This is a genomic window from Xanthomonas sp. WHRI 10204 (assembly GCF_040202875.1).
In the GTDB taxonomy this organism is placed as follows: Bacteria; Pseudomonadota; Gammaproteobacteria; order Xanthomonadales; family Xanthomonadaceae; genus Xanthomonas.
In genome coordinates this window covers 2,063,539-2,087,050 of record NZ_JBEGDW010000001.1, presented here as the reverse complement: position 1 = coordinate 2,087,050, position 23,512 = coordinate 2,063,539, and the positions used below count along the sequence as shown (strand labels likewise).

Here is a 23,512-nt window from a genome sequence, read left to right as displayed (position 1 = left end):
AAGACAGGGTTCAACGGGAACGGCCTCGGCTTTGTCGAGCGGTTTCGACGCTACCCCACATCAACGCGATCAAGAAATCCGGCAACCGGCAACCGGCAACCGGCAAAGCAAATGACGACTGCACATGGAGCGTCAATACAGCACCTGCGCAGCAGCCAGACACGCCCTGTTCTTGGTCAGCATCGGACGTGCACTGCGCGGCGAACAGGTCGGTGCGCCGCATGTCGATCAAGCGACGCTTGCAACCGCGCAGTTCGGCTGGCTGCAGTAGAGCAGTCGGTCCAGTTAGTTCCAGTCGCCTACGCCGGCCACAGGCTCGTCACACTGGCCCGCAGTGAGGCGGCGGATACCGTTCTCACGCTATCCGCCCAGTCGGGGTGCGGATTCACTTACCTGACGATTGCCCGCTACGGCTAGTTAGTCACATTCACTGCCATGCATAAACAGCGAACAGGCGCATAGGCACTCAGGTCCACCGAATCACGCAACTACGCTCAACCAACGCGCAGAGGCGAGTGCTGATGGTGAAAAGCGCTACATCGTGCGAGCAGGATCGGTCAGACCGTATTGATTCGCCAGGCGTGCGAGAGCGATGTTGTCCTGGATACCGACTTTTTCGAACAAGCGCGCCTTGTGCGTATTGATGGTCTTGGCGCTGAGATTCAGCCGCTTGGCGATGTCTTCCTGTCGCAGACCTTGCGTCAGCAACAAGGCGACTTCCAGCTCGCGCGGCGACAAGGCGTCGAATGGCGAGCTGCCACCTTCCAGATTGGACAGCGCAAGATTCTGCGCAATCGTGTTGCCCAGATAACGCCGCCCCAATGCGACTTCGCGTACCGCGCGCAACAACTCATGCGCGTCGCCGCCCTTACCCACATAGCCTGACGCGCCCGCTTCGAGCAAACGCTTCGGCAACGGGCCATCTTCCAGCACCGAGACGATGATCACACGCGTGCCGTAATCGCCCTTGACGATGCGCTCGGTGATTTCCAGGCCACTGACACCGGGCAAATGCAGATCGCACAGCACGATATCCGGCTTGAGCTGACGAACCTGCGGCAATGCCGCCTCGCCGCTCTCTGCCTCACCCACGACATCGACGTCCACTTCCTTGGACAGGATCATCTTCATGCCGGTACGCACGAGTGCATGATCGTCGATCAGAAAAACTCTGATGGTCATCCTTGTTGTCCTCGCTGTGCGGCTGGCTGGTGCAGCCTAGCTCCGTGAATAATTCAGGGCAAGCACGATGCGACGTATTACATTCAAGTTAGAGCGAAAAGCGCGCTCTTTTGCATGTAACCACACGTGCCTGATGTGCCATTGCAACGTGTTCGCATGATGCAAGCGCCCACAAGACCGGCTGCATCGGGCAATACAGCCGCGTCCGGTCAGACTTTTCCCGGTTCTGTGGTCCGCGCATCGTCCTCCAGCGGGCGCAATGCGGGATCCAGTGCCACGCGCTCATCGAACACAAAACAGCGACCGTCATAGCCTTCGCCGCCGACTTCTTCGAAATAGCCAAGAATCCCGCCCTCCAGCTGCAGCACGTTATCCATGCCGTCGGCCTGCATCCATAGCGCAGCCTTCTCGCAACGGATGCCGCCGGTGCAGAAGCTCACCACCGTCGCATCGGCCAAGGCTGCACGATGCGATGCAAGTGCTGCGGGCAACTCGGTGAACTTGTCGATCGGCAAGGTCAGCGCGCCCTGGAACGTGCCATAGGCCACTTCCTGCGCATTGCGCGTATCCAACAGCACCAACGGGCGACCCCGGTCATCTCGTCCGTTGCGCATCCACTCGCGCAGCACAGCAGGCGTCACCGTCGGCGCACGGCCTTGCAGCGGCGATGCATCGTCGCGACGGAAGCTGATGATCTCCGGCTTGACCCTGACCTTGAGCCGCGCAAACGGCTGCTGCGTGCTCTGGCTGTACTTGATGCGCATCTGCGCAAACCGTAGGTCGGCCTGCAGCCAGCGATAAAACGCACCAACCCGCTCGGCGTCGCCCGCCAGAAACAAATTGATGCCCTCTTCGGCCACCAGCACAGAGCCCTTCAGCAGTTGCTGCTCGGCGTGTAGCAGCACGCTGTCTGCCAGCTGCTGCGGGTCCTGGACGGTGACGAATTGATACGCCGCGGTATTGGTGATCATCCGGATATTTTAGGGTGCCCGATCCCGGGTAGCGAGCGCTTGTCGAACGATCCATCGCCCTGCAGGCAGCGAGCGCAGACCGCGCTGACTCAATGCGCGTCCGGACAGTGGGGAGTCGGATATGCCCCGCTCCCACCACCATCGCCGGTCACGGCGCTGAACGCCGTCAGCCGCGCAGCAGCAGAAACGGCAGCAATACCAACGATGCGACGATCAACATCCCCAGCAGCGTGACGATCACGAAGACAGGGCGCTTGCGCAGCAATGCGCCAAACGTTTCTGCGGTGCCCGCAGCAATGGCTTCCTGGCGTTGCGCCCGCGCAAGCGCCCCACGCTGGGCTTGATACGCATCCAGTACTGCCTTGGCGCGCGGATACTCGGCATCGTCGCTGAGCCAGAGACCGCCAGCGGAAATGCCCCAGTTGCTGGGCCGGGTCTCGTAGATCTGCACAAGGTGTTCGCGCAGCAATGCCCGCACCTCATCGGCCTCGTCGTCGGGAACATTGAGCAGATTGAGCAGCAGCTTGGCCATGGCGCGATGATAACGGGAGCCAGGTGCGATAATGGCGCCCTTCCTTCATGGACCACCCCATGCGCCTTCTGTTGACGCTCTGTGCCGCCTTGCTGCTCGCCAGCTGTGCACCTGCCCTGCCGCCGTCCGGTGGCACGATCGCCAGCTTCGAGCGGATCGACCGCACTGTCGGCACCGGCGCGGAAGCCACTCCGGGCGTGATGGTCACCGTGCACTACACCGGCTGGCTGTACGACGAAAAAGCTGCCGACAAGCATGGCAAGAAATTCGATAGCTCGCTCGATCGCGCAGAACCGTTCCAGTTCGTGCTGGGCGGTCGCCAGGTGATCCGCGGTTGGGACGAGGGCGTTGCCGGCATGCGCGTGGGCGGCAAGCGCACCTTGATGATTCCGCCTGAGTACGGTTACGGCGACAACGGCGCGGGCGGTGTGATCCCGCCGGGCGCATCGCTGGTGTTCGATGTGGAGCTGCTCGGCGTACAGCCGCGCTGAGTGACTGAGCAATGATGGACGCACACAAACCGCGGCTGGCGGTCATTGGCGGCGGGCCTGCGGGACTGATGGCGGCAGAAGTCGCGTGCGCTGCCGGGATCGCGGTCGATCTCTACGAAGCCAAGGGTTCGGTAGGACGCAAGTTTCTGATTGCCGGCAAGGGCGGGCTGAATCTCACCCACTCCGACCCGATGCCGCTGTTTGCGCAGCGCTACCGCGAGCGCACGCAGGAAGTGGCATCGTGGCTGCAGGACTTCGATGCGGACGCCTTGCGTACCTGGGCGCGCGATCTGGGTGTGGAGACCTATGTCGGCAGCTCGGGGCGCGTGTTCCCGATTGATCGCAAAGCTGCGCCGCTGCTGCGTGGCTGGGTGCGCCGACTCAAGGACCAGGGCGTCAACTTCCACGTGCAACATCGCTGGCTGGGATGGAGCGACGACGGCGCGCTGCAGTTCGCAACGGCGGCAGGCGACATCGCACGTCATACCGATGCAGTGGTGCTGGCACTGGGCGGCGGCAGTTGGCCACAGCTTGGCTCGGATGGGCGATGGCAGGCACCGCTGCAGCAGCGCGGCATCACCGTTGCGCCGCTGGTGCCCGCCAACTGCGGTTTCGATATCGACTGGAGCACGCACTTTGTGCAACGGCATGCTGGCGCGCCGCTCAAGCCGGTCGTCGCGCACTGGCGCGATGGCGCCGGCGTGCAGCACGCATTGCAAGGCGAATGCGTTGCGACCGAAAGCGGAATCGAAGGCAGTTTGATCTACGCAATCGCCGCAGAGTTGCGCAACCAGATCGATGCACACGGCGAGGCCGAGCTCGGCCTGGATCTCGTGCCCGGGCGGACGTTGGAACGGGTAAGCGCCGAGTTGGCTCTGCCGCGCAAAGGGCGCAGTTTCAGCGAGCATTTGCGTCGCCAGGTCGGCATCGAAGGCGTCAAGGCCGCACTGCTGTACGAGCACCTGGGCAAACAGGCCGGCGACGATCTTGCGCGGGTTGCACGGACGCTCAAGCACCTGCCACTGCGGCTGCTGAGGACGCGTCCGCTGGCCGAGGCAATCAGTTCAGCCGGTGGCGTGCGATTGGAAGCGCTGGACGCGCAGCTGATGGCGCGCGCACAACCGGGCGTGTTCTGTGCCGGCGAAATGCTCGATTGGGAAGCCCCGACCGGCGGCTATCTGCTGACCGCATGTTTTGCCAGCGGACGACGCGCCGCACTCGGCGCCGTCGACTGGCTGCAACACCGGCACGAGCGCGCTACAGGCGATCGCTGACGGCCGCGCGCGGCCACACCGACTTGACGTCGTACACCACCGCGCCCGGCTTGCCGAGCGCTGCGATGCGCTCGACGTCGTAGTCGCGATACTGCGCATGCGCCACTGCCAGCACGACCGCATCGTAGGTCCCCTCGTCCGGCGACTCGCAGAGCTGCACGCCACCATGCTGCAGGGCTTCGGCCGGGTCTGCCCACGGGTCGCAGGTATCGACGTGCACGCCGGCCGCCTGCAGCAACTGCACCAACTCCAGCGCACGGCTATTGCGCAAGTCCGGGCAGTTTTCCTTGAAGGTGGCGCCCAGCACCAACACCCGCGCTTGTGCCAGCGTTACGCCGTGCAGCGCCAACATGCCGCAGACGCGCTCGGCGACATGCCGGCCGACACGGTTATTGACCTGGCGCGCGGTGTGGATCAGGTCTGGGTGGTACCCCACGCTTTCAGATTTGTGCATCAGGTAATACGGATCCACCCCGATGCAGTGGCCGCCGACCAGACCGGGCCGGAACGGCAGAAAATTCCACTTGGTTCCGGCCGCTTCGAGCACGTCGAGCGTGTCGATTCCGAGTTTGTCGAAGATCAGCGCCAGCTCGTTGACCAGCGCGATATTGACGTCGCGCTGGATGTTTTCCACCACCTTGGCTGCTTCTGCCACGCGCATCGACGACGCGCGCCAGGTGCCTGCGGTGATGATGCTGGCGTACAGCGCATCGACTGTGTCGGCAGCCTGCGGCGTTGAGCCGGAGGTGATCTTGCGAATATCGCGCAGACGCCGCTGACGGTCGCCCGGATTGACGCGCTCGGGGCTATAGCCGCAGAAAAAGTCTTGGTTGAAGCGCAAACCGGAGCTAGCTTCGAGCAGCGGTACGCAGACTTCTTCGGTGGTGCCCGGATATACGGTGGATTCGTAGATCACCAGATCGCCGGGCTTGAGCGCGGCGGCGATTAGTGCCGTGGCGCTGCGCAACGGCTCCAGGTCCGGCTGCTCGAAGCTGTCGATCGGGGTCGGCACAGTGACGATGAAGATGCTGCAGCTCGCCAGGTCAGTGGCGGTTGCGCTGTAGCGCAACTGCGTTGCCGCGGCCAACTCGGCGGCGTCCAACTCCAGCGTGGCATCGTGACCGTCGTGCAGTTGTGCGACCCGCTGCGTATCGATGTCGAAGCCAAGGGTGTCGCGGTGCTCGCCGAACGCAACGGCCAACGGCAAGCCCACATAGCCGAGCCCGATGACGGCAATGCGTGCCTGCTGCAGGGGGAGAAGCGTGTTGCCGGACATGCAGTTCCTTGGGATCGTGCGCGGTCGGTTGCCGCGCGGTATTGCGGCGGCAGCATAGCGCACGCGGCATGTCTCGGGCCGTCGGCAGGATCGTCGTTTGGAGATTCACAATCGCCGCGCAATCAGGCACGCTATCGCAATGCCCGGGTGGCGAAATTGGTAGACGCAAGGGACTTAAAATCCCTCAGCTGCAAGGCTATGCGGGTTCGACCCCCGCCCCGGGCACACTCTGACAAGTAAATCTGCTACCAGACGCGATGATATGTCGTCGTCCGATAGGCTCTGTCACGCCGCGATGAGCTGGCTGTTGTGCAGTCAGCCTGTTCCGAGCAACGTCGCCTTCCGCAAGCGCAGCCCCGCGAACAGTTGTTTGGGGTGCGCGAGCATGCGGTGAGACCTGCTTCATGCACTGAAACGTGTCCGCGGCTCCCATCGCGGCGCTTGCCCGCCAAACGCTCTTGCAGGCGTCGCACTGCCAGCAGTCGGCGTATACGCTCCGAACTTGGACAGGCAGCTTTCGCGCTTCTAGGGATTCGCAGCCTGCGAGACGGTGGCTGTGTGGCGAGCAGCTCCCGAGAAGTTGCCGCTGAATGAGACGGTGGCACATCTCCGATGATCTCGATTCGCCAGTTCTTGCCAGATAACGATCGCACGGGCCTCAGCCTGTCACAGGCCTAAGCGTGTGTCTGATCGCCTGCCTACCGATACCGCATGCCGTGCATACGCGTGCGCTCACCACGCAAACGCACAGGTGCTCTGCCGTCCTGCAGATATTTTCTTGGCCGCCAACTCACATGAATGGCAGTCTGATCATTCGAGAACGTTCTTGATGATGCGGCAAATAAAAACCCCGGATATCGTGAGATATTCGGGGTTTGAATTTGGAGCGGGAAACGAGATGCTCGCTTTCGCTCTAACTCCTTGATCCACAAGAGGTTTGTCAGACAACCCTCTGTTGGAAGACCTCTATTATGTACTACTTTTGTGGGCTTGGCCAAGTCCTGAGCGTAAAAGCACGCCGACAAGGCTTCCCTGATGGGATGCCCCGCCCACCCCTAGGCCTCGGCTCATGCGCTGCCAGCGACCCAGTCCATTTCTTAGTGACAACTGAGTTCTACAGTTCGACCGGTCGCAGGCAGCCCATAGCCGTTATTTGCCCATCTGCCGCGGACAACCGCTTCGAAGCGGTTGCTTTCGGGAGGTTGACCATCAACGGCAGGTGTCGGTCACATCGCTGACGTACAGTCTCGACCCTGCGCAGATCGTGATCGCCGGTGCGTTGCGCATGTAGTGGGAGGTTCACCGGCTAGGGGCAGTCAGCCATGCGATATGTCCACAGCGGTGTCACACCCAAGGGCATGGCGCCCTCTGATCTTCCCCAACGCGTCACTCATTGCCTGCTAGGTGCTGCTCGATCTCTTCCACGAACGGCGACACTCGCCTCGTCGTGTATACGAGGTGAACCTCGGCCTTCGCACGCGTGAACCCCACATAGAACAGCCTTCGGGCCTCCGCAAGCTGCTGGCGATCGCCACCGTTGCGCGGCAAACGGCCTACGTCCATGCCGAACAAGAACACCACCCCGAACTCGCGGCCCTTCGCGCTGTGTAGCGTCGACAGGGTCAAGCGGTCGAGGTGCTCGCCGTCGCCGGCCAGTTCGCCCAAAGCCATGTCGGCACGGTCACCCGCAGGTGCCACGCGTGCCGAAAACTTGGACAGCGTTTCCAGTTCGTCGCGCAGGGCGACGCACTCCAAAGCCAAGGGCTCGATCACATCGGCCCGTAGCGCCTCCAACCAGTTGTGCAAGCCAAGGCCAGCGTCTCGGCGGCCCCACAGGACAGCGATCAGCCTGCGATGAAAGTCCGCGAACCGTTCGTCATTCTGGAGCGTTTCCGCAAACAGCCGCCGCCCCTCCCTCACCAGCCTCGTGAAGCGCGGCTCTCCAGTGCGCCATCCCCCGCAGCACCATTGGCCGCACAACTCCAGCCACTGCATCAGACGGCTGGAACGCGGGTACAGCGCATTACCGTCCGTGCGCGCAATCGGAATGCCGGCAGCCTGAGCGGCGCCGGCTACCGCGTCACCGATCCAGGCAGCCGGATACAAGACCGCCACGTCTTGGTAGCTCAGGCCCGGATGGCGCGCCAAAGACTGCGGCAGCAGGTTCCCTAAGAGTCGTGCAGCCTGCTGCTCATATGTGCCCCCCAGCGGATGGATAAATACCGTGCCTTGCGCCGTAGCATCGGCAGCTTCGTAGTCTCGCTGCTCGCCCAAAGCCACGCCCGAGGCGTTGATGATGCGGTTGCCGCTGCGGTAGTTCAGCCGCAGGCGCACGGTCTCGACATCCTCGCGCTCGGACAGCCGGCGCAGTAGTTCAGGACGTGCCCCGGTGAAGCCGTAGATCGACTGGTCGATGTCGCCCACGGCGAACAGGCGCATGCCAGCGCGAAAGCACAATCCCATCACCATGCGGTGCAGCGCCACACCGAGATCCTGATACTCGTCGACGACTAGTATCGGATACTTGGCGAGCAACGCCTGCTGGAGCCACGGGTTGTCGCGCAGCGCCCGCAGGGCCAATAAGGGCATGTCGTCGAAGTCAATCAAGCCGCGTCGGCGCAGTTCCATCTCATAGGCTTCCGCCAGCTCCGAGAGTTCCGGATCAGTCTCACGCCACTCCGCGCTGTCGCAGTTCAAGATTGAACGGCGATGGTTGCCGAGTCGGAAGTCCCAGTCCTGAGGGTTACCCGGTACGTCCACCGTGCGGGCGACGGCTTCGGCTAGTGCTGCCTGACGTTCGGCCCGAGTCGCCACGCCGAATCCTTCCGGCAGCCCAAGCCTCGCGGCCTTGGCGTAGGGCAGCACGATCTGCGTGAGAGAGAACGAGTGAACGGTGCCGATGAACACGCGTCCGCCAGGCTCCACCCCTAGGGCGGCCAGTCTGTCTTCCAACTCGCGCGCGCACTCGTTGTTGTACGTGATGCAGGCGATGCCACGTGGCTCCTGCACGTCTTCTGCGAGCATGCGCGCCATCTTGGTCGTGAGCGCCTTGGTCTTGCCACTGCCTGGCCCGGCCAGAACGACGCAATGGCCGTGGGACTCGTAGGCAGCCCATTGTCCCGGATTGCCCCGCATCTGCGACGCGGCGTGCAAATAGGCCGCGCGGTCAGACACGTTCGACTACAAAGCTGATAGCACCACCGATATAGGCCGGCGGCTCAATGCCTTCGATGCGCGAGGCTAGGCGCTGCGCAAACCGGCCTTTCCCGACGGCTTCGATCAACTTGAGGTAGTTCGCCGCATCCAAGGTTTCGGGGGCCGCTTCCCACTGATCCACCCAGCCCCGCCGCTCGTCGCTGAGACGTTGCTCTCGGAGCGTCTCGATTACGGCTACCGTGAAGTCATCGTCGCAGAACACATCGATCTCCAAAGTGTTCGTGTTGGTGAAGACTCCATGCGCCTCGCAGCGTTGAGAGAATTCGTTGTAATTGTCGATCTCCTTGAGCTCCCGGATCAATTCGTTCTGATCCTCGCCGGTGCGCACTTCCTCGATCACCTTTACGAGGCGCCAAGACCGGTTGTAGCCGAGCGGCACGCGCGCTCCCTGGGGATCCCAGTCGGTCACGATCGAGAACGGGATTCCCATTGCCGTCAGGAACCTCACATAGGGTGTGAAGTTTGTGCCGGCCACCGAGCATACGGTTATCCCGAGATGGTCGAGGTCGTGCCCCATCGAGGCTGCGAACACCGGCAGGAGGAACTTCTCGGCGTCCCCTTCGACCAGGACAATGCCGCGTGCGAAAAGCATCTCGGCCCGTGTCACGTCCAGGTAGCGCGCTAGGTCGTCTTCTTCCTCCGCGCTGAGTTCGATCGAAGCTGCCGAGGTTGCAATGGATCCGTCGTTCGCGCTGTCGCGCAAGAGCACCAGGGAGCGCAGTGGAGCAACGCTCACGATGTGTGGCGAGTGAGTCGTCAGCAACAGCGAAAGCGGGTGACCCGCATCCTCACCGGCGAAGCCTTCGAATAGTTGGCGATACACCGAGCGCTGGAGGTGGGGGTGCAGGTGGGCCTCGGGTTCTTCGATCGCCAGCAGCGTGTGGTCGCGCCGGTTGTCGGCCATCAGTTGCCGCAGTTCCAAGACCTTCAACGTGAGGAAAGCGACGTTGGCCGAACCCAGGCTGGCCTCGCTGATGGTGCGCAAGCCCCCGTCGATGAGCAAGCGAAGGTTGCGAAACAGCCGAGTCACGTCTGTTGTACTGAAGCCCAGGCGGGGATGGATGTCCTGCTTGGGCCCACTCATGGACGCAAACAGCTCTTGCAGGCCCTGCTCCAGGCTCTGCACGGACGGAAACGCCGCTAGTTGTCCGGTCGCAGCGTGAACGGCGTTGCGTACTTCCGCAAGGTCTTGGCTTGCTATGGTCGCGAACGCTCGCTCAAGCAAGGGCCGCAGGGGCGAGCGGCGCCAGGTGGCCAGGTCGCCCTCTGCATCCCGAAGCGCGGGAAGTAGATCCATGGCGACGCGCCGTCTCAGGTCATGCCCGAACCGCTTGGTCCCCGCCTCGCCACCGTAGCAGAGGAACTCGTAGTCGTCGTCGGACTGCGGCACCGAATCCAGGCCCGCGATCGGCCGGAACTCGTAGCTCAGACGCACGGTGTGAGGATCATCGTCGAGCCTGAAGTCCGTGAGCTCTGCCAGAAGATCTAGGTCACCCTCGAACTTCTGGAGCTCGACGAAAACTGTGATCTTTTCGTCCTCGAGCGGTTCGCCCAGACCGTCCCAGAAATCGCCTTGCCCCAGTTGCCGCGCGCTATCTGGCAGGCCGGGATCGAAGATCAGGCGCAGCGCGTGCAACAAGTTGCTCTTGCCTACGCGGTTCTCTCCGACGATGACCACATTGCCGTCAAGTGCGACGTCGATCTCGCGAAAGTTGCGGAAGTTGCTGATGTAGACCCGAGTGAGCTTCATGATCCCTCCTGAATTGACATTCTCGCCGAGCCCATTCGGTTTCGATCCCCACCGATATCGCCTTCGCCAACATTTTGGAGGCAAGGGTTGCCACCCTCGTTCTAGTCAGCCAAGAACGCTGCCCGTACTGCAACTATGCGGCGGACAGCGATCGTCGCCTTACTATTTCCCAGACGCAGATCAGCCTTTCGCAACCGGATGGAGGACCCTTTGCAGCGATTACTGCCGGTAGCGGATACGGTCTTCAATCTTCTTGATCGCATCGAGTGCCTCGCGACCCAGCCCCTCGTCATCGCAAAGAATACGCAAATCCGCAAAGTCGTCGGCGTCTCCAAACTGCCCAATCACTTGGATGGAAAAAGAAGCGATGCTTGCCCGATCATCCTTGAACCCGTGCTCTTCGTACGACTTCTGAGATTCACGATGCTTCAGTGCATCACGACAGATGACGAGGGCCGTTTTTGGATAGCTCTTTGCAACTTGGGTTCTTGCACCATCCGAAGACAACATTCGAGATGTTGAAGACCACAGAGCTCCAGCACTTGCGGAAGCGGAGTGTGCCAGTAACGTAGTTCGCGCGCCCAGAGTATGGGTCGATGATTCGAGTTCGGAATCGCTCAACCGGCAAGCCCAGTAAGCTAACTCCCCGCAGGCCCGCATTGTTTCATCGACATCGACAGGAAACGCCTGAGCAGCAGGAAGCGGAATGCTCAAACCTCCCATCGCTTCGTGCGCTGCGAAAAATGCCTCGACCGCATCTTGTGGCATGACAGAGCGTTTGGCTGGCAACCTAAGCCATGGTTCAATGGCTTCGGAAACTGCTGGATCACCAAAATTTGCAAGCTGGCGAATCAGAATTCCGACAAACGAAACATACTCGCTGCTCGCTCCTTTGAGTGCTTTGAAAAGGAGTTGCTGCTTCTGCTTGCGAGCGAGATTGTCGACCTCCTCCCAGTAGATGCTGTCATATGGGTGGTCGAACTGGTGAGAGAAGACATTCCAGGCTTCCGTATCGGCCTGCGGCCCCGCATTGGACAAAGCACTTTCGATCTCTTCTAAGACTACCGTTCTGTAGTTTTCTTCTTCGGCGTCCAGCCCGCCCAACCCCTTCAGTGCATCGAAGATCATGGAGTTCATGAGCCAGCCGAGCTTATCCATAGAGCCCTCAAGCGCCGCGATCATCTTTGCCTTGACTACGTCATCCACATCTCTCACCCACACGCAAAAATCCATCGTGTCCAGCTGTAGGTGGTAGGGCAAGGTTTTTAACCGCTCAAGAAGATTCAAGACATATGGCGCGGCCCAAGCTGCATGCTCCGTAAACTTGGTGATGCGTAGAAGAAAGTAAAACTCGCTATGAGTGTTTGCTTCGCTCCATGCATTTTTGAGGGCCGTATCAAACTCAGGTCCTGGACTGTGGCGAAAGCTAAGGCCGCCACTGTGGACAAAGTTCACAAGCTGCGACAGCGCAATCTCGCGATTGAACAAAAAGGCTTGGCCAAAGGTTTCATGCCGAAGAGGCACCTTCTTAACCCTTGCTTCCTCGTAGAGATCACGGTTGGCTTCGACAAGCTTCCTTTCCATTGCACGACACGCCGTCATAACTCGATCAAGGTGGAGACCCTGTATCAGAAGCCAGCCAATGGCAGGAAGAAAAGCTTCAAACGCCGCGAGGATTGAACGACGAGCGCCAGTCTCAATCGAACTGCTATGCCATCCCTCGCCATTTAATAGGAAGCGCAAGTCAGAAGTCTCTGCGACCATTTCCGCGAGCAGCACGTCAAGCTTTGCGTTCACGATACGTCTAGCCGCGTCTCCACACTCTCCTCTGACGCATGACTCCAGGATGCCCTGGTCCGTATTCTTGTCCAGGACATCCCTTAACGTCGAATCGTCCTCAATCGCTCCGATGATGAGAACCTTAGAGCCATGGAACCGCGGGGATCGCAGCACAGCTTGCACACGCTCCGAATCTTTGCGCGCCGCGCGAACCACGGACTCCGCCATGAAGGCGGAGAAAAACATCTCGTGGGAGAAGCTGATTCTGTCGCCGCGCTGAGACACGAGCCGCGACTGGAGGATCAAGCGCCGCGTCACGTCTGCCACGTCCGTAGCATCGCAAAACCTGTCGAACTCTCGTACGGATAAGCTGAATGCAGCTTGAGAGATCAGTTCTTCAGCAAACCCGCACAGCGCGCGTGTTCCCGCAGCAGCGGAATCGCCGAGGCGCCTTCGGGCGACCGTATCGAATATGAGGAATTTACTTGCCCCGGCGGGCAACGATGCGGCGGCCTGCCCTATAAGTTCTGCTTCAAGCCCTGAGCGGGCTATCTCAAGGAGGGCTTGGCCGTTCGTGAAGTTTTCATCTTCCGGGCTAAGTTTAGCGAGCCGTGACTTCAGCGCGGATTGCGGCGGACTGACGAGAATCTCCTCGATTGACAGGAGCTCTTGCCTAGACATGGCGTTCTGTGAGGTTAGAACAACGCCCGCCCCATAGCGCAAGGAGAACGCTTGGAGGGCTCGCGTCAAAACAGTGTGTAAAGGCTCCGGACACTCGTTGTAGCCATCAAGAAACAGAACGAGCTGCCTTCCAAGGTGGCGGCTCGCACTTAGCAGATCGCGTGCGGAAGTACCGAGTAGTCCAAGTTCAGCGTCAATGATCTTCTGTAGCTTGCCCTCGAAGTCTTTGCCTTGGATGTGGATCGGTAGCACTCCGGCCTGTAAACATTCCGTGGCGATGCGTGCACTCAGCAAAGACTTCCCACAGCCTGACGGCCCCCGGATGAGGAGGGCGGATCGCGACAACAGCGCCTTCTCCAGAACCTCAGATGCCGAAATCAGCTTGTCGCCAAGGTTGTATTGATCGTCTTCAAGTCGCTTACCAGTTGGCCCGTGAAACCCCAAGAAGGAAGACTCATACCTCAACAGATTTCGTTCTGCTGCGAGCACAGCGTCGTGAATTGCTGCACCTCGCCCCGATACGCGTTCGAGGCCCAAATGAGCTGCTAAGGCTTCGCATCGCTCTTCACTCAACAAAGCTCCTGACGTTGCTCTGAGCGCAACCTCGACCGCATCCGATCCACCAATGGCCACCTTGAAATCACTTGGTGGCAACGAGGATCCGGAAGGAATTGCCGGAGCAATGGCGAGCAAGGCGTTGGGATAGCCGCGAAGAGGACCGAATAGCCCGGCCATGACATCACGCAACGCATTCTTGGCATCCAGAGCTTGCGTGTACCCGTTGCGAAGCTTTCGGCTGCCATACGGTCCGACCTGAGTCCAACTGCCGTTTACTCCACCCTTAACCGGCTGCGTGTACCCTTTGGCCTCAATGACAAGCGTGGTTGTGGCGGAGAATATCGCGACATCAACCTGACGCCCGCTAACGTTGAAGTTGGCAAATACGTAGGCCCATTCGGTACCCTTGTTTAGAGCGTCGCAAACGGTGACTAGGATCTCGCGGTCCGAGGCGTGCTCGATGCGCTCTCCGATGAAGAGACGAATGCCACCTCCGCAGTGAAGTGCTGCGCTCATCAGCTTGCATGACCCACACGGTGCGCCAAATTGCGACACAGCGCAAGACGAATTTCGCTGGATGCAAAGCCGCGCTGGTAGCCGATGGAGACGCCGGCCGCCCTCAGCGCTTCCGGAGCTTCGAACCAGATGCGGAGTTCTGCAGCCGGCCTTAAATAGCCCGGTCGTGTGGAAAACGAGTCCATAGTTCCTCCGTAAGCCGAACCTATTGCCCTGATACATTCTCCATCAGAGTTTTTCTGGCTGCTGAGCCCGGTTTCCATATTGCCCATAGACCTGCCAAAGCCCGGTCAGCGTGTGCCCAGAATGAATGCCTCGATTTTCCGCTCGGTCAGCGCTGAGATGTTCGTTCAGCAAGGCGTCATCCTTCGTCTTCACTGTCGGCTTTTGGTCGCAGGTAGCTGTTCGCCGGCGACTGCGTGCGAGGCAGCAATCGGCCTGAAGAGGATCTCGGACGAGGCCTAGCCAACAGCAGCTTCTGGCCGATACCAGCCGGGTTTAGGGCGATCACCTAGTGATGTTCATGTTAGTGGGCTTGCTCGTCAGCTTCGCTGGAATACATAACTCAGGTGTGCTACTCCGGACTCCTGCAACACTCAAAGGACGATTCAATATGGCTTCCAAGACCTAGGAGGGACGTCGACGGCCATCAGATACACGGCAACGAAGGCTCCCGGCACCATAACCGGTAGCCAGTAGGCCTTCAATTCTTGGTTGCCCTCGTCCCTGGACGCCAACATAAGAATCAGGGTGCGCACAGTTCGGATTGTTCCACCTATACACAGACGCGTTGCCCCCAATATCAAGCTCCATTAAACATGGCCTTGATTGCAAGGTAGCGCCCCAGCAGCGCGGGTGCCCCTTTCCGGCCCTGCAGCCTTGGTCCTGGAACAAGCGGCGACTAAGCAAGCACATAGCCATGGTCACGAACGGCGCGCAGAGATCCTATGACCCTCTACACCACAGACTACCTGGAGTACTACCTCACGCTGGTCGGCTGGATCGTGCACAACGGGATATGGAACATCTTGGTCGCCAGCGGCGTGTTCGCCCTGCCCTTCGTATCCATCGTCATCCAAGAATGGCTCCGTGCGCGCACCGAAGGCGCCGACGAGGGGAACAAGGGACTCCTGTCGGCGGTCCGCATTGAGAACCGCGTGTGGGTCGGCATCGTGGTCATCCTGTTCGCTGGCATCCCCTTTATCAACATCAATCTCTCGACGATCCAGTTCGATGCCACGCGCTCCAAGCAGTGCAAGGTGGATGTGGCGACGCCTCAGGACACCCGATGGTCCAATGCCTACACCTCCCTCAACAACCAAAGTGCGCAGGTGCCGGTCTGGTGGTTCTTCATGCATGCGATCTCGAAAGCGATTACCGGCGCGGCGGTCGCTGCCATCCCGTGCGGGACAGACCTTCGGCAGGTACGCATGGACATCGATAGCACACGCATCAACGATCCGGTACTCGCTCAGGAGGTGGCCGACTTCACCCATGACTGTTACGGACCCGCGCGGTCCAAGCTCTTCATGGGACGGCCAGTGCTCTCCGACGCACAGATGAACGATGTGACCTGGATCGGATCGGCCTACTTCCAGGGAACCAGCGGGTTCTACGACACCTACCACTCGCAAACACCGCGCTCCGCGTGGCCATATAACGCAACGCGCGATGCAGGCCTAGCCCAGGTGGACAACGGAGGCGGCTATCCAACCTGCCAGCAATGGTGGTCGGGCGGAGACCAAGGTTTGCGTAGCCGTTTGCTCGCCCAGGTGGATCCCGATCTGCTGTCGCGTATCGGGCGATGGGTGGGTTTCGTCTCACGCCAACAGGCGGACGATGCCATCATCCGCGCGATCGCCGCACCGCGGCAGCAGACAATGAACCAAGGACAGGCCTACGCCGACTACGGCGGCCAGGTGGACATGACGCTACCCAACATCGTGACGCGCGGCGCAGCTGACGTCGGTCTGGCAACTGGCTCGATCGGGTTCTTCCCGGCGATGGATGTGGTGCGGCAGGCGCTGCCGATGGTTCTGTCGTTTCTCAAGATGGCGATGGTCATCTGCATCCCTCTCGTCCTGCTATTTGGCACTTACGACCTCAAGGCGGTGGTGACGATGAGCTGCGTGCAGTTCGCGCTGTTCTTCGTGGATTTCTGGTTCCAGTTGGCGCGCTGGCTTGATAGCACCATCCTTGATGCGCTCTACGGGTGGAATTCACCGCACAGCAACCTCAACCTGTTTCTAGGCCTCAACAATGCCTTTGGAGACATGCTCCTGAACTTCGTAATGGCCATGATGTTCATCGTGCTACCCAGCCTCTGGGTTGCCGCGCTGGGTTGGGCCGGGGTTCGCGCCGGCAATATCGCCCAGCTGCTCACGACCGGCACCGAAGGCGCGAGATCTGCAGGAGGCAAGGGGGGCGACGTTGCAATCAACGCTGCGAAGTCTATGCGGTCGAAGTAACCGCTATCGCTCATGGTTCCTCTTGCTCACCCGGATCAATTCGGATTTCGCCCCTGTACAGGCCATATCCGGCCACGCCGTCTCGCCACCGAGCTTCCTCAGTAGTGTCGAGTGCATCAATGCAACCTACAAAACAAACGACAGCCATTGTGGCGAGCACGGCAATACCCAGCCAGAACGCTATATAGAACAGCATCCCTACAACGATCAGCAGGCTTACGGTACCTGCCACCCTCGCCACTCCCGACGGCATACCGGCGGCGACCATCCATCCTCTGAGCTGCTGATTCCGAAACAGCAGCCAACACCATATCCGCGCTGCAGCACGTCCAGCCCTGCGGCTCAATGTTGGCTTGGAGTAAGAGGTAGCCATCATGGTGTCCTCCTGCAATCGTTGGATCAGGTGTTGAAGGGATTCCGGATCGAAAGGCTTTCTTCGATGATGAGGCCGTGGTGCATGTCTTCCGTGTACAGGGTCTGACAGCCTTCGATGGCTGCCGCCGCAATGATGCAGGCATCGTAGAACGACAGCTGGTGCCGTTCGGCCAACTGCCGAGCCCGGTCGTGCACGTCGACCGTGAGAGGCACAACCTTGCAGAATTCCCGCACCAGCGCAAGGAATTGCCCCACCTCGCCCCACCCCATCTTGAGCTTGCGCACACACACGTGAGTGACTTCGTTGAGCACCTGCACGCTGATGATCGGCCGCCGCTGAAGGAGCTTTTCAGCATCATCCGCCTTCGCGGAGTCCTCGGACAACAGGTAAAGCACCACGTTGCTGTCCAGGAATATCTTGGCCCTACCCCCGACCATTGGCCTCTTCCCGATTGAACCTGAAATCTGCCGGCAGCTTGCCGCGGAACGTGCGAAGCCGCTCCAACAAAGCTTCCGAACCTGGCTTCTTGCGCACCGCGAAAAGGCGTGGCTCGTCCACGACAATCTCGATGTCGTCGCCCTCGCGCAACTCCAGGGCCTCCACCAGGCTTGCAGGCAGACGCACTGCCAGACTATTGCCCCACTTTGCGACTTGCATGTTAGCGCCCTTCAAGGATATACACAATTGACGTATATCCTACAACTCCTGAGCGTCTCCGCAACCCCAGCTTCATTGCGGCAGTGACGCCCGGCCAGGCACGTCAAAGGGTAAATGGAATGGAAGGGGCAGCAAGGGGAAAGGCTCTATCCTGAAAAGGAAAAAAGGCTTTTCGCTACTTTTTGCCGCCAAAACAGTGGCACCCGCCAAAGAGCCAAGCTTGTTAGCAGCTACATGCCCCTGCACGAATCAGAGTGCAGCCAGGGATGCTATCCAAATCGCTGGCGCTGCCTTGATGCTCACCCCACCGACGACTCGTCCAGGTTCCCGAGCTGCGCACGTGCGAGCCCTGCTTGCCAATACGTGGAGAAAAGTTCGATCAATTGAGGGTTGGTCATTCCCTGGACGCGTGGAACCTTGAAGATGATCCAGTCTTGTTTGGCGTTGTACCAGGAGCGCCCGACGCTATGCCAAGCGCTGACCGAGCGGGCGTCCTTGAGTGGGACGTCATAGTCACTGGACAGATCCACGAAGAGAATCAGATTCTCACCACGGTGACTGCCAGCGCCGACCCGGTAATTTTCGATCGCCGTCCACGGGATCGCCTGTGTGACGGCTGAGTACTGAAGCCCCTGGGCGCTGAGCGTCAACAAGGGAAGTTTTCTGCGTCGCCCAAGCCCGCGGGCGAGCATCCCCAATGCGGCCGCCATGGCTATAAACGCCAAGGCAAAGACGATGTTGCTCCGAAGCATCGCCACGCCGGGAAGTGCACACAGTAGCGCCAATATCCAGAGCAGCGCGCTCGAAAAACCACCTCCTTCATAGATGGTGAGCGTCTCACGCCCCCGAGCTGCCATCTCGAGTAATTCGGCTTGGGACGGATGGTGGTCCTGGCTTACGTCGTCGTGCATACAGACCTCTTGCCTCATGGATTGGTTGACCCGTTCCAACACTTCACCTTGGCGTTCAAAAGGCTGTTTGACGTTTAGAAGGGCCTAAAAATAAGACGAACGACGCGGAACATTCCCCCACCCGACATAAGCCGCCAAACATAGCGAGCCAGAGTGACACCGCCTTGAAGGCCGGGCAGAAGCAGGCAACGAACAGGGATCTACCCAATCAATCCCTGCAGCTACAGCAGACGGAGACGGAAGGCGAATGGATCAACTATGGCTGTAGAGCTCGCCCCGACCTGTGCAGGCCCAATGCACGTCGAGAGATCATCTCCGCAGCAGGTCTGGCACGGACGAAAGCAACATCGCCACGCCCGACGCGGTGAGTAGCCCCAGCACAACCTGCCGAAAGGTCGCCTCGCTCAGGCCGACGTACAGTCGAGCACCAAGCAAGGTCGGTACGAGCATCGCAGGCGCCACGATGGCGAACAGCGGCAGCATGTCCCGTGTGACCGCCCCGGTGCCCAGGTACGTCGCCATTGTGACCAGCAGCATCGACAAGTTGAAGTTTTGGATCACGGCGCGCTGCTGGTCCTTCTCGTAGCCGCGCAGCGTGCACCACAGCGTGGGCAGCGCGCCGGTGAAGCCGCCAAGGCCGCCCATGATGCCACCGGCCAGCCCCACGACCCCATCGGCGACACGTCCGCCTTTGCGAATGCGGGGTAGCCGCTTGGCCATCAGCATCGCAGGGCACCACAGCACCAGCAGTGTGCCCAGGATCGCCTTGAACATGGCCATATCGATCCGCGGCAGCAAGGCCACGCCCAGCGGAATACCCGCGAATCCGCCCAACACGAAAGGCAGCAACACGCGCCAGTCAAAACCACGTCGCACAGATGCCACGGCCAACAGTTGCCCTGTCAATGCACCGAAGACGGCGAGCGCCGCGGCAATGCGCGGCTCCAACGCCCAGGCCCAAAACGACATCGCAACCAGACTGAACGCAAAACCCGACAAGCCCTGCACGAAGCCTGCTACCACGGCACCGATCACCACCACCCAAAACACATCGTCCATGCACCCGTCACTCCGATTTGCTACGCGCTGCGCTCACTGCACATCTTGCCTCGCCACCGCGTCATATCCCAGCTCTCGCGACTGCAGATACCGCGCACCCGGCCCTTTTGCCAGGTGTACGTCCAACTGCGAATGATGGACCTCCAACTGATCGATACACGAGCTGGCAAAGCACTCCAGGCCCTGCCCTAGCGTCTCAACCGCATCCACGGTCACGCAAGCGGCCAGCAGATAGGTCGTATTGAGTTGCAGACGCGCGCTCGACAGCGAGGCACAGACCATCGCGTGGTCGGACAGCACCTTCATGCACATCATCTCCAACATGGAGGCGTGGGTCGGATTGACCTTGCCGGCCATGCTGGAGGAACCCGGCCCCACCGCGGGCAGTAACAGCTCGCCTAATCCGCATGCGGGCCCCGATCCCAGTAGCTCGATGTCGCGGCAGAGCTTCAAACACACCACCGAGATCATGACCAACCCGCTCCATACCGTCAGCAACGCCGTATCCACCACTTGGGCCGCGCATGGCTGCGGCGCCGACTGAAACGGCATGCCCGTCAGCGTACGCAGCTCCTCCGCAAAGCGTGTCCCGAAGCCCGGATGGACTCCTGCGCCATTGCCCACTGCGCCGCCCCCTTGAGGGAGCACTCGCAGCGTTTCGCAGGCGGTCGCCAGATGGGATTGAGAGCCGCGCAGCAAGGCGGCGAATCCACGGAACTCCATGCCTACCGTCGTGCAATGCGCGTCGCGCAGAAAGGTGCGACCGACCTTGGCTGTCTCATGATGCCTCGCTGCGAAGAGGTCCAGCGCCGTCGCCAAGGTCTCCAGCGATGAAGAAAACGAAGCCTGTAGTTCGCGGGCCAGTGCCATATGCACCACGGTCGGCCAGCTGTCGTTGGACGACTGGTTCCGGTTGACGTGGTCGAGCGGATGGATTTCGGCAACCGACCCGATGTCGGGTGACCCCGCCTTGGTCTCGGCCATGAGCTCGGCCGCCCGGCACGCGATCACTTCGTTGACGTTGATGTGGGTCTGGTTGCCATCGCCTGCCTGCCACATTCCGAGTGGGAAATGCGCGTCCCACGCCCCCGCCGCCACTTCCTGCGCAGCAAGTGCAATGGCGTCGGCAATGGGCACCGGCAGTTCCTGCAGGTGCGCATTGGCCCGCGCGCTCGCCTGCTTTTGCAGCCCGAAAGCGTGGATCAGGCTGCATGGAATCCGGCCCAGGCCGCTCGGATAGTGCATGAGGGCATCGGCCGTGTAGGCGCCCCATTTCGGATCGACCATTCTTGCCTCCTTCAATCCGGGATGTCGCGGGTCGCGAGCACCATGATCACCTCGACCGCGCCGCCACCGGGCAACGACGCCACGCCCACCGCCGTGCGAGCGGGCAACGGTGATTGCGGCAGCACGTCCTGCAGGCAGGCCGACGCCGCATCCATCACCCGCACGTGGTCTCGGAAGTCCGCGGTACTGCTGATGAAGCCCTGCAGCGTGACGACACGATCGACCCGGCCCAGGGTGCCCAGCGCCTTTTGCGCCGCGCGCAGGAGCAGCAGCACCGCGGCGGCAGCCGCCCGTTCGCCGATAGATACGTCCTCTTCGCTCCGCAGTGGACCGGCGATGATGGCACCACCCTGCCGCCCCACCACGCCGCTGGACACCCAGCAATCGCCAATCTGGAAGAAGCTGCTGTAGCGGCCCGATGGCTTCAGCTCAGGCTCGCCCGCCACCAGTGCATCGAGCCTTCGGTCGGCTGCGCAAACAACGTGGTTCATATCCACTGCCCTCCCCAATCTGTTTCCAACAGCGCTTGGCCACCCACCCAGCAGCCCTCGGCCTCCTGGGTCACCGCGGGCATGCGCACCGTGATCTGAGAGGGAGATCCCATCGCCTCGCCCTGCCGGACGGTGACCACCGCGGACCTCGGCCCCACCAGCGCCATGCGGCGCAATCCCCAGGCCAGGGCAGCGGCAGCGATGCCTGTCGCCGGGTCCTCCAGATAGCCGGACGCCCTGGGAAACTGTCGCGCACTGCAATGCACCTCCCGCGGTTCGACGCGGGAGACGGCATAGGGATACAACCCGGTTGAACCAATGCGCTCACAGACGATGGGTACCTGCTCCGCATTGACGCGCAGGGCGTGCAGGGTTTGCATGCTGTCCAGCCGGATGAGCGTCTTGGTCCGACTGGTGGAGGCATTCAATACGCCATCGACGACCTGCGACGTTCTGAGCCCCAGGCACTGCACAATCGAACGGATGTGCCCCTCGCCCAGCAACCGCATGCAAGCCGGTGGCTGGCTGATTTCGATGCGACCGTCCATCCTGCGCCCATGCACCGTCCCGCTGGCCGTGCGGATCGCGACCGGGCCTCCGTCCCAACGGTCCTGCGCATGCAGCAGCCACAGCGCGGCGATGGTGGCGTGGCCACACATTTCCATCTCGTGCATCGGTACGAAGTAGCGCATGTGCCAGCGATGCGTGCCGTCGCTGCACACGGTCACGAAGACGGACTCGTGACCGCTGGCACGCGCATGCGATTGCATCTCGGCACCGGTCATGGCCTCGGCGTCCAGCCAGACCGGCGCGGGATTGCCGCCGCGTGGATCGCCATCGATGGTGAAGACCCGCACCAACGGCGCCCGGGTCGATGCATGGCTTGGACTTGGGGAAACCCTATGCTGGGAGTGCATCGTGCTCACTCCACCTTGGCACCGACCGCGCGGGCGATGCCGCCCCACAGGGCGATGTCGGCAAGGATCCGCTGCGCGAACGCCTGGGGCGTTCCGGCCACCGGAGCCACGCCGCGGGCGAGCAGATCGGCCCGGACTTCCCGGTCCTCCAGCACCCGGCTCAGCGCCGCGTGCAGCCGCTGGATCACCGGCTCCGGTGTCGCCGCCGGTGCCATGAGGCCATACCAAAGCTCGGGACGGAAACCCTGCATGCCCGCCGCAGCGAAGGTGGGAAGGTCCTGGAACACGGCCGAAGGCTCGGTGATCGCCAGGGCCTGCATGCGCCCGGCGCGCACCTGCTGCACGAGCGCCGTCGGGTTGTCGAACAGCACCTGCACCTGCCCGGCCATGAGATCGGTCTGCGCCGGTCCGGCGCCCCGGTAAGGCACATGCGTCATCTCCACCCCTGCTCGCTGCTTGAACAGTTCCGCGACCAAGTGACTCGCACTGCCGTTTCCGATGCTGGCGTAATTGATCGTGCCCGGGTGGGCCTTCGCATGGGCGATGAATTCTGCCGGGGTTCGCCCAGGGAACCCTGGCGCAGTGACCAACACGAAAGGAGTAGTACCCAGCAGGCCGATGGGCACAAGGGCGTTGGGGTCGTAACCGAGTTTCGGATACACCGCCTGGGCAGAAGCAATGGTCGTTGTCGTGGCAGCAATCAACGTGTAACCGTCTGGCGTGGCCTTGGCGGCGGAGGCCGTGCCAACGGTTCCGCCAGCACCGGCGCGGTTGTCGATGACGATGCGTGCAGCAGGTCCCAGGGCGGCCTGGAGTTTCGGGGAGATCGACCGAAAAACCACATCCGTACCCCCGCCGGCAGGAAACGGGACGACAATGGTGATGGGTTTGCTAGGGAAATCCTGCGCGTTCGCGATGCGGGAAGTAGCAGATGCCAATGCGAGGCATGCCAACAATATGCCGAGGCGCCAAAAGCGCTGAGATCGAAGAGTCATAGCAGTTCTTTCAAAAAAACGCAGTGGATGAAACGCTGCAATTAATTCTTCGCGAACACTGAGTGGAGCGCACCTCCGATTGCGACATCACTCAGCACAATCGCGACAAGGGATGGATATGCAAA

At 61.1% G+C, this 23,512-nt stretch carries 19 protein-coding genes and 1 tRNA gene; 4 read left to right on the top strand and 16 right to left on the bottom strand.

Translation table 11 applies throughout. The features are described 5' to 3' along the window. Positions 1-534: 534 nt before the first annotated feature. From ABQZ00_RS09205 to ABQZ00_RS09195, 3 genes are all read right to left on the bottom strand, one after another. Positions 535-1,182, bottom strand: a complete 648-nt coding sequence (locus ABQZ00_RS09205; protein WP_055854221.1) for a response regulator — start codon at positions 1,180-1,182, stop codon at positions 535-537. A 209-nt stretch (positions 1,183-1,391) separates the two neighbouring features. Next, positions 1,392-2,153, bottom strand: coding sequence for a sulfurtransferase (locus ABQZ00_RS09200; protein ID WP_323536995.1), 762 nt, complete (start codon positions 2,151-2,153; stop codon positions 1,392-1,394). Positions 2,154-2,319: 166 nt separating this feature from the next. Next, on the bottom strand, positions 2,320-2,685 hold the full coding sequence (locus ABQZ00_RS09195; protein WP_323536996.1) for a DUF6164 family protein: 366 nt from the start codon (positions 2,683-2,685) through the stop codon (positions 2,320-2,322). A gap of 59 nt (positions 2,686-2,744) precedes the next feature. Here ABQZ00_RS09195 and ABQZ00_RS09190 point away from each other — a divergent pair, with 59 nt between their 5' ends. Together ABQZ00_RS09190 and ABQZ00_RS09185 are read left to right on the top strand one after the other, a co-directional pair. Next, positions 2,745-3,176, top strand: coding sequence for an FKBP-type peptidyl-prolyl cis-trans isomerase (locus ABQZ00_RS09190; RefSeq protein ID WP_161963885.1), 432 nt, complete (start codon positions 2,745-2,747; stop codon positions 3,174-3,176). Positions 3,177-3,187: 11 nt separating this feature from the next. Then, positions 3,188-4,450, top strand: a complete 1,263-nt coding sequence (locus ABQZ00_RS09185) for a TIGR03862 family flavoprotein (RefSeq protein ID WP_323536997.1) — start codon at positions 3,188-3,190, stop codon at positions 4,448-4,450. Here the strand turns inward: ABQZ00_RS09185 and ABQZ00_RS09180 are convergent. Further along, positions 4,434-5,726: a nucleotide sugar dehydrogenase gene (locus ABQZ00_RS09180; protein ID WP_323536998.1), complete on the bottom strand. Its 1,293-nt coding sequence runs from the start codon at positions 5,724-5,726 to the stop codon at positions 4,434-4,436. The two genes, ABQZ00_RS09185 and ABQZ00_RS09180, sit on opposite strands and share 17 nt — an antisense overlap. 141 nt (positions 5,727-5,867) lie before the next feature. Here ABQZ00_RS09180 and ABQZ00_RS09175 point away from each other — a divergent pair. Further along, positions 5,868-5,951 (top strand) — tRNA-Leu (locus tag ABQZ00_RS09175). 1,161 nt (positions 5,952-7,112) lie between these two features. On the opposite strand, the gene ABQZ00_RS09170 is transcribed toward ABQZ00_RS09175, so the two are convergent. The 3 genes from ABQZ00_RS09170 to ABQZ00_RS09160 all read right to left on the bottom strand — a co-directional run bounded on the left by ABQZ00_RS09170 (position 7,113) and on the right by ABQZ00_RS09160 (position 14,226). Beyond that, a complete protein-coding gene (locus tag ABQZ00_RS09170) occupies positions 7,113-8,900 on the bottom strand; it encodes an ATP-dependent helicase (protein ID WP_323536999.1) in 1,788 nt (595 codons plus the stop codon). Then, entirely contained in the window at positions 8,893-10,692 is a 1,800-nt protein-coding gene (locus ABQZ00_RS09165; RefSeq protein ID WP_323537000.1) for an ATP-dependent nuclease, read from the bottom strand. Before ABQZ00_RS09165 ends, ABQZ00_RS09170 begins: the two co-directional genes overlap by 8 nt. A gap of 219 nt (positions 10,693-10,911) precedes the next feature. Then, positions 10,912-14,226: an NERD domain-containing protein gene (locus ABQZ00_RS09160; protein WP_323537001.1), complete on the bottom strand. Its 3,315-nt coding sequence runs from the start codon at positions 14,224-14,226 to the stop codon at positions 10,912-10,914. Between the two features lie 947 nt (positions 14,227-15,173). Between ABQZ00_RS09160 and ABQZ00_RS09155 the strand changes: the two genes are divergently transcribed. Further along, positions 15,174-16,694 carry a conjugal transfer protein TraG N-terminal domain-containing protein gene (locus tag ABQZ00_RS09155; protein WP_323537002.1) on the top strand — a complete coding sequence of 507 codons (1,521 nt, stop codon included), beginning with the start codon at positions 15,174-15,176 and terminating at the stop codon, positions 16,692-16,694. Between the two features lie 10 nt (positions 16,695-16,704). On the opposite strand, the gene ABQZ00_RS09150 is transcribed toward ABQZ00_RS09155, so the two are convergent. The 9 genes from ABQZ00_RS09150 to ABQZ00_RS09110 all read right to left on the bottom strand — a co-directional run bounded on the left by ABQZ00_RS09150 (position 16,705) and on the right by ABQZ00_RS09110 (position 23,387). Then, positions 16,705-17,070: a DUF3742 family protein gene (locus ABQZ00_RS09150; RefSeq protein ID WP_323537003.1), complete on the bottom strand. Its 366-nt coding sequence runs from the start codon at positions 17,068-17,070 to the stop codon at positions 16,705-16,707. A gap of 23 nt (positions 17,071-17,093) precedes the next feature. Beyond that, the gene (locus tag ABQZ00_RS09145) at positions 17,094-17,507 is read right to left on the bottom strand and encodes a PIN domain-containing protein (protein ID WP_323537004.1); all 414 of its coding nucleotides are present in this window, start codon (positions 17,505-17,507) and stop codon (positions 17,094-17,096) included. Then, entirely contained in the window at positions 17,494-17,727 is a 234-nt protein-coding gene (locus tag ABQZ00_RS09140) for an AbrB/MazE/SpoVT family DNA-binding domain-containing protein (protein WP_323537005.1), read from the bottom strand. Before ABQZ00_RS09140 ends, ABQZ00_RS09145 begins: the two co-directional genes overlap by 14 nt. A gap of 299 nt (positions 17,728-18,026) precedes the next feature. Further along, positions 18,027-18,638, bottom strand: a complete 612-nt coding sequence (locus tag ABQZ00_RS09135; RefSeq protein ID WP_323537006.1) for a hypothetical protein — start codon at positions 18,636-18,638, stop codon at positions 18,027-18,029. 309 nt (positions 18,639-18,947) lie between these two features. Next, complete coding sequence (locus ABQZ00_RS09130) at positions 18,948-19,697, bottom strand: sulfite exporter TauE/SafE family protein (protein WP_323537007.1); 750 nt, start codon at positions 19,695-19,697, stop codon at positions 18,948-18,950. Between the two features lie 33 nt (positions 19,698-19,730). Then, positions 19,731-20,984, bottom strand: coding sequence for a lyase family protein (locus ABQZ00_RS09125; protein ID WP_323537008.1), 1,254 nt, complete (start codon positions 20,982-20,984; stop codon positions 19,731-19,733). A gap of 11 nt (positions 20,985-20,995) precedes the next feature. After that, entirely contained in the window at positions 20,996-21,475 is a 480-nt protein-coding gene (locus ABQZ00_RS09120) for a RidA family protein (protein ID WP_323537009.1), read from the bottom strand. Continuing rightward, entirely contained in the window at positions 21,472-22,332 is an 861-nt protein-coding gene (locus tag ABQZ00_RS09115; RefSeq protein ID WP_323537010.1) for a PhzF family phenazine biosynthesis protein, read from the bottom strand. The genes ABQZ00_RS09120 and ABQZ00_RS09115 overlap by 4 nt, the downstream gene beginning before the upstream one ends. A gap of 65 nt (positions 22,333-22,397) precedes the next feature. Continuing rightward, positions 22,398-23,387, bottom strand: a complete 990-nt coding sequence (locus ABQZ00_RS09110; protein WP_323537011.1) for a Bug family tripartite tricarboxylate transporter substrate binding protein — start codon at positions 23,385-23,387, stop codon at positions 22,398-22,400. Between the last annotated feature and the right edge of the window lie 125 nt (positions 23,388-23,512).

What these genes read in the sequence shown, in the direction of transcription:
- ABQZ00_RS09140 (WP_323537005.1), bottom strand. Translation starts at nt 17,727, where the DNA reads ATGCAAGTCGCAAAGTGGGGCAATAGTCTGGCAGTGCGTCTGCCTGCA.
- ABQZ00_RS09185 (WP_323536997.1), top strand. Translation starts at nt 3,188, where the DNA reads ATGATGGACGCACACAAACCGCGGCTGGCGGTCATTGGCGGCGGGCCT.
- ABQZ00_RS09110 (WP_323537011.1), bottom strand. Translation starts at nt 23,387, where the DNA reads ATGACTCTTCGATCTCAGCGCTTTTGGCGCCTCGGCATATTGTTGGCA.
- ABQZ00_RS09200 (WP_323536995.1), bottom strand. Translation starts at nt 2,153, where the DNA reads ATGATCACCAATACCGCGGCGTATCAATTCGTCACCGTCCAGGACCCG.
- ABQZ00_RS09130 (WP_323537007.1), bottom strand. Translation starts at nt 19,697, where the DNA reads ATGGACGATGTGTTTTGGGTGGTGGTGATCGGTGCCGTGGTAGCAGGC.
- ABQZ00_RS09145 (WP_323537004.1), bottom strand. Translation starts at nt 17,507, where the DNA reads ATGGTCGGGGGTAGGGCCAAGATATTCCTGGACAGCAACGTGGTGCTT.
- ABQZ00_RS09180 (WP_323536998.1), bottom strand. Translation starts at nt 5,726, where the DNA reads ATGTCCGGCAACACGCTTCTCCCCCTGCAGCAGGCACGCATTGCCGTC.
- ABQZ00_RS09120 (WP_323537009.1), bottom strand. Translation starts at nt 21,475, where the DNA reads ATGAACCACGTTGTTTGCGCAGCCGACCGAAGGCTCGATGCACTGGTG.
- ABQZ00_RS09190 (WP_161963885.1), top strand. Translation starts at nt 2,745, where the DNA reads ATGCGCCTTCTGTTGACGCTCTGTGCCGCCTTGCTGCTCGCCAGCTGT.
- ABQZ00_RS09135 (WP_323537006.1), bottom strand. Translation starts at nt 18,638, where the DNA reads ATGCACGACGACGTAAGCCAGGACCACCATCCGTCCCAAGCCGAATTA.
- ABQZ00_RS09160 (WP_323537001.1), bottom strand. Translation starts at nt 14,226, where the DNA reads ATGAGCGCAGCACTTCACTGCGGAGGTGGCATTCGTCTCTTCATCGGA.
- ABQZ00_RS09205 (WP_055854221.1), bottom strand. Translation starts at nt 1,182, where the DNA reads ATGACCATCAGAGTTTTTCTGATCGACGATCATGCACTCGTGCGTACC.
- ABQZ00_RS09165 (WP_323537000.1), bottom strand. Translation starts at nt 10,692, where the DNA reads ATGAAGCTCACTCGGGTCTACATCAGCAACTTCCGCAACTTTCGCGAG.
- ABQZ00_RS09155 (WP_323537002.1), top strand. Translation starts at nt 15,174, where the DNA reads ATGACCCTCTACACCACAGACTACCTGGAGTACTACCTCACGCTGGTC.
- ABQZ00_RS09195 (WP_323536996.1), bottom strand. Translation starts at nt 2,685, where the DNA reads ATGGCCAAGCTGCTGCTCAATCTGCTCAATGTTCCCGACGACGAGGCC.
- ABQZ00_RS09150 (WP_323537003.1), bottom strand. Translation starts at nt 17,070, where the DNA reads ATGATGGCTACCTCTTACTCCAAGCCAACATTGAGCCGCAGGGCTGGA.
- ABQZ00_RS09125 (WP_323537008.1), bottom strand. Translation starts at nt 20,984, where the DNA reads ATGGTCGATCCGAAATGGGGCGCCTACACGGCCGATGCCCTCATGCAC.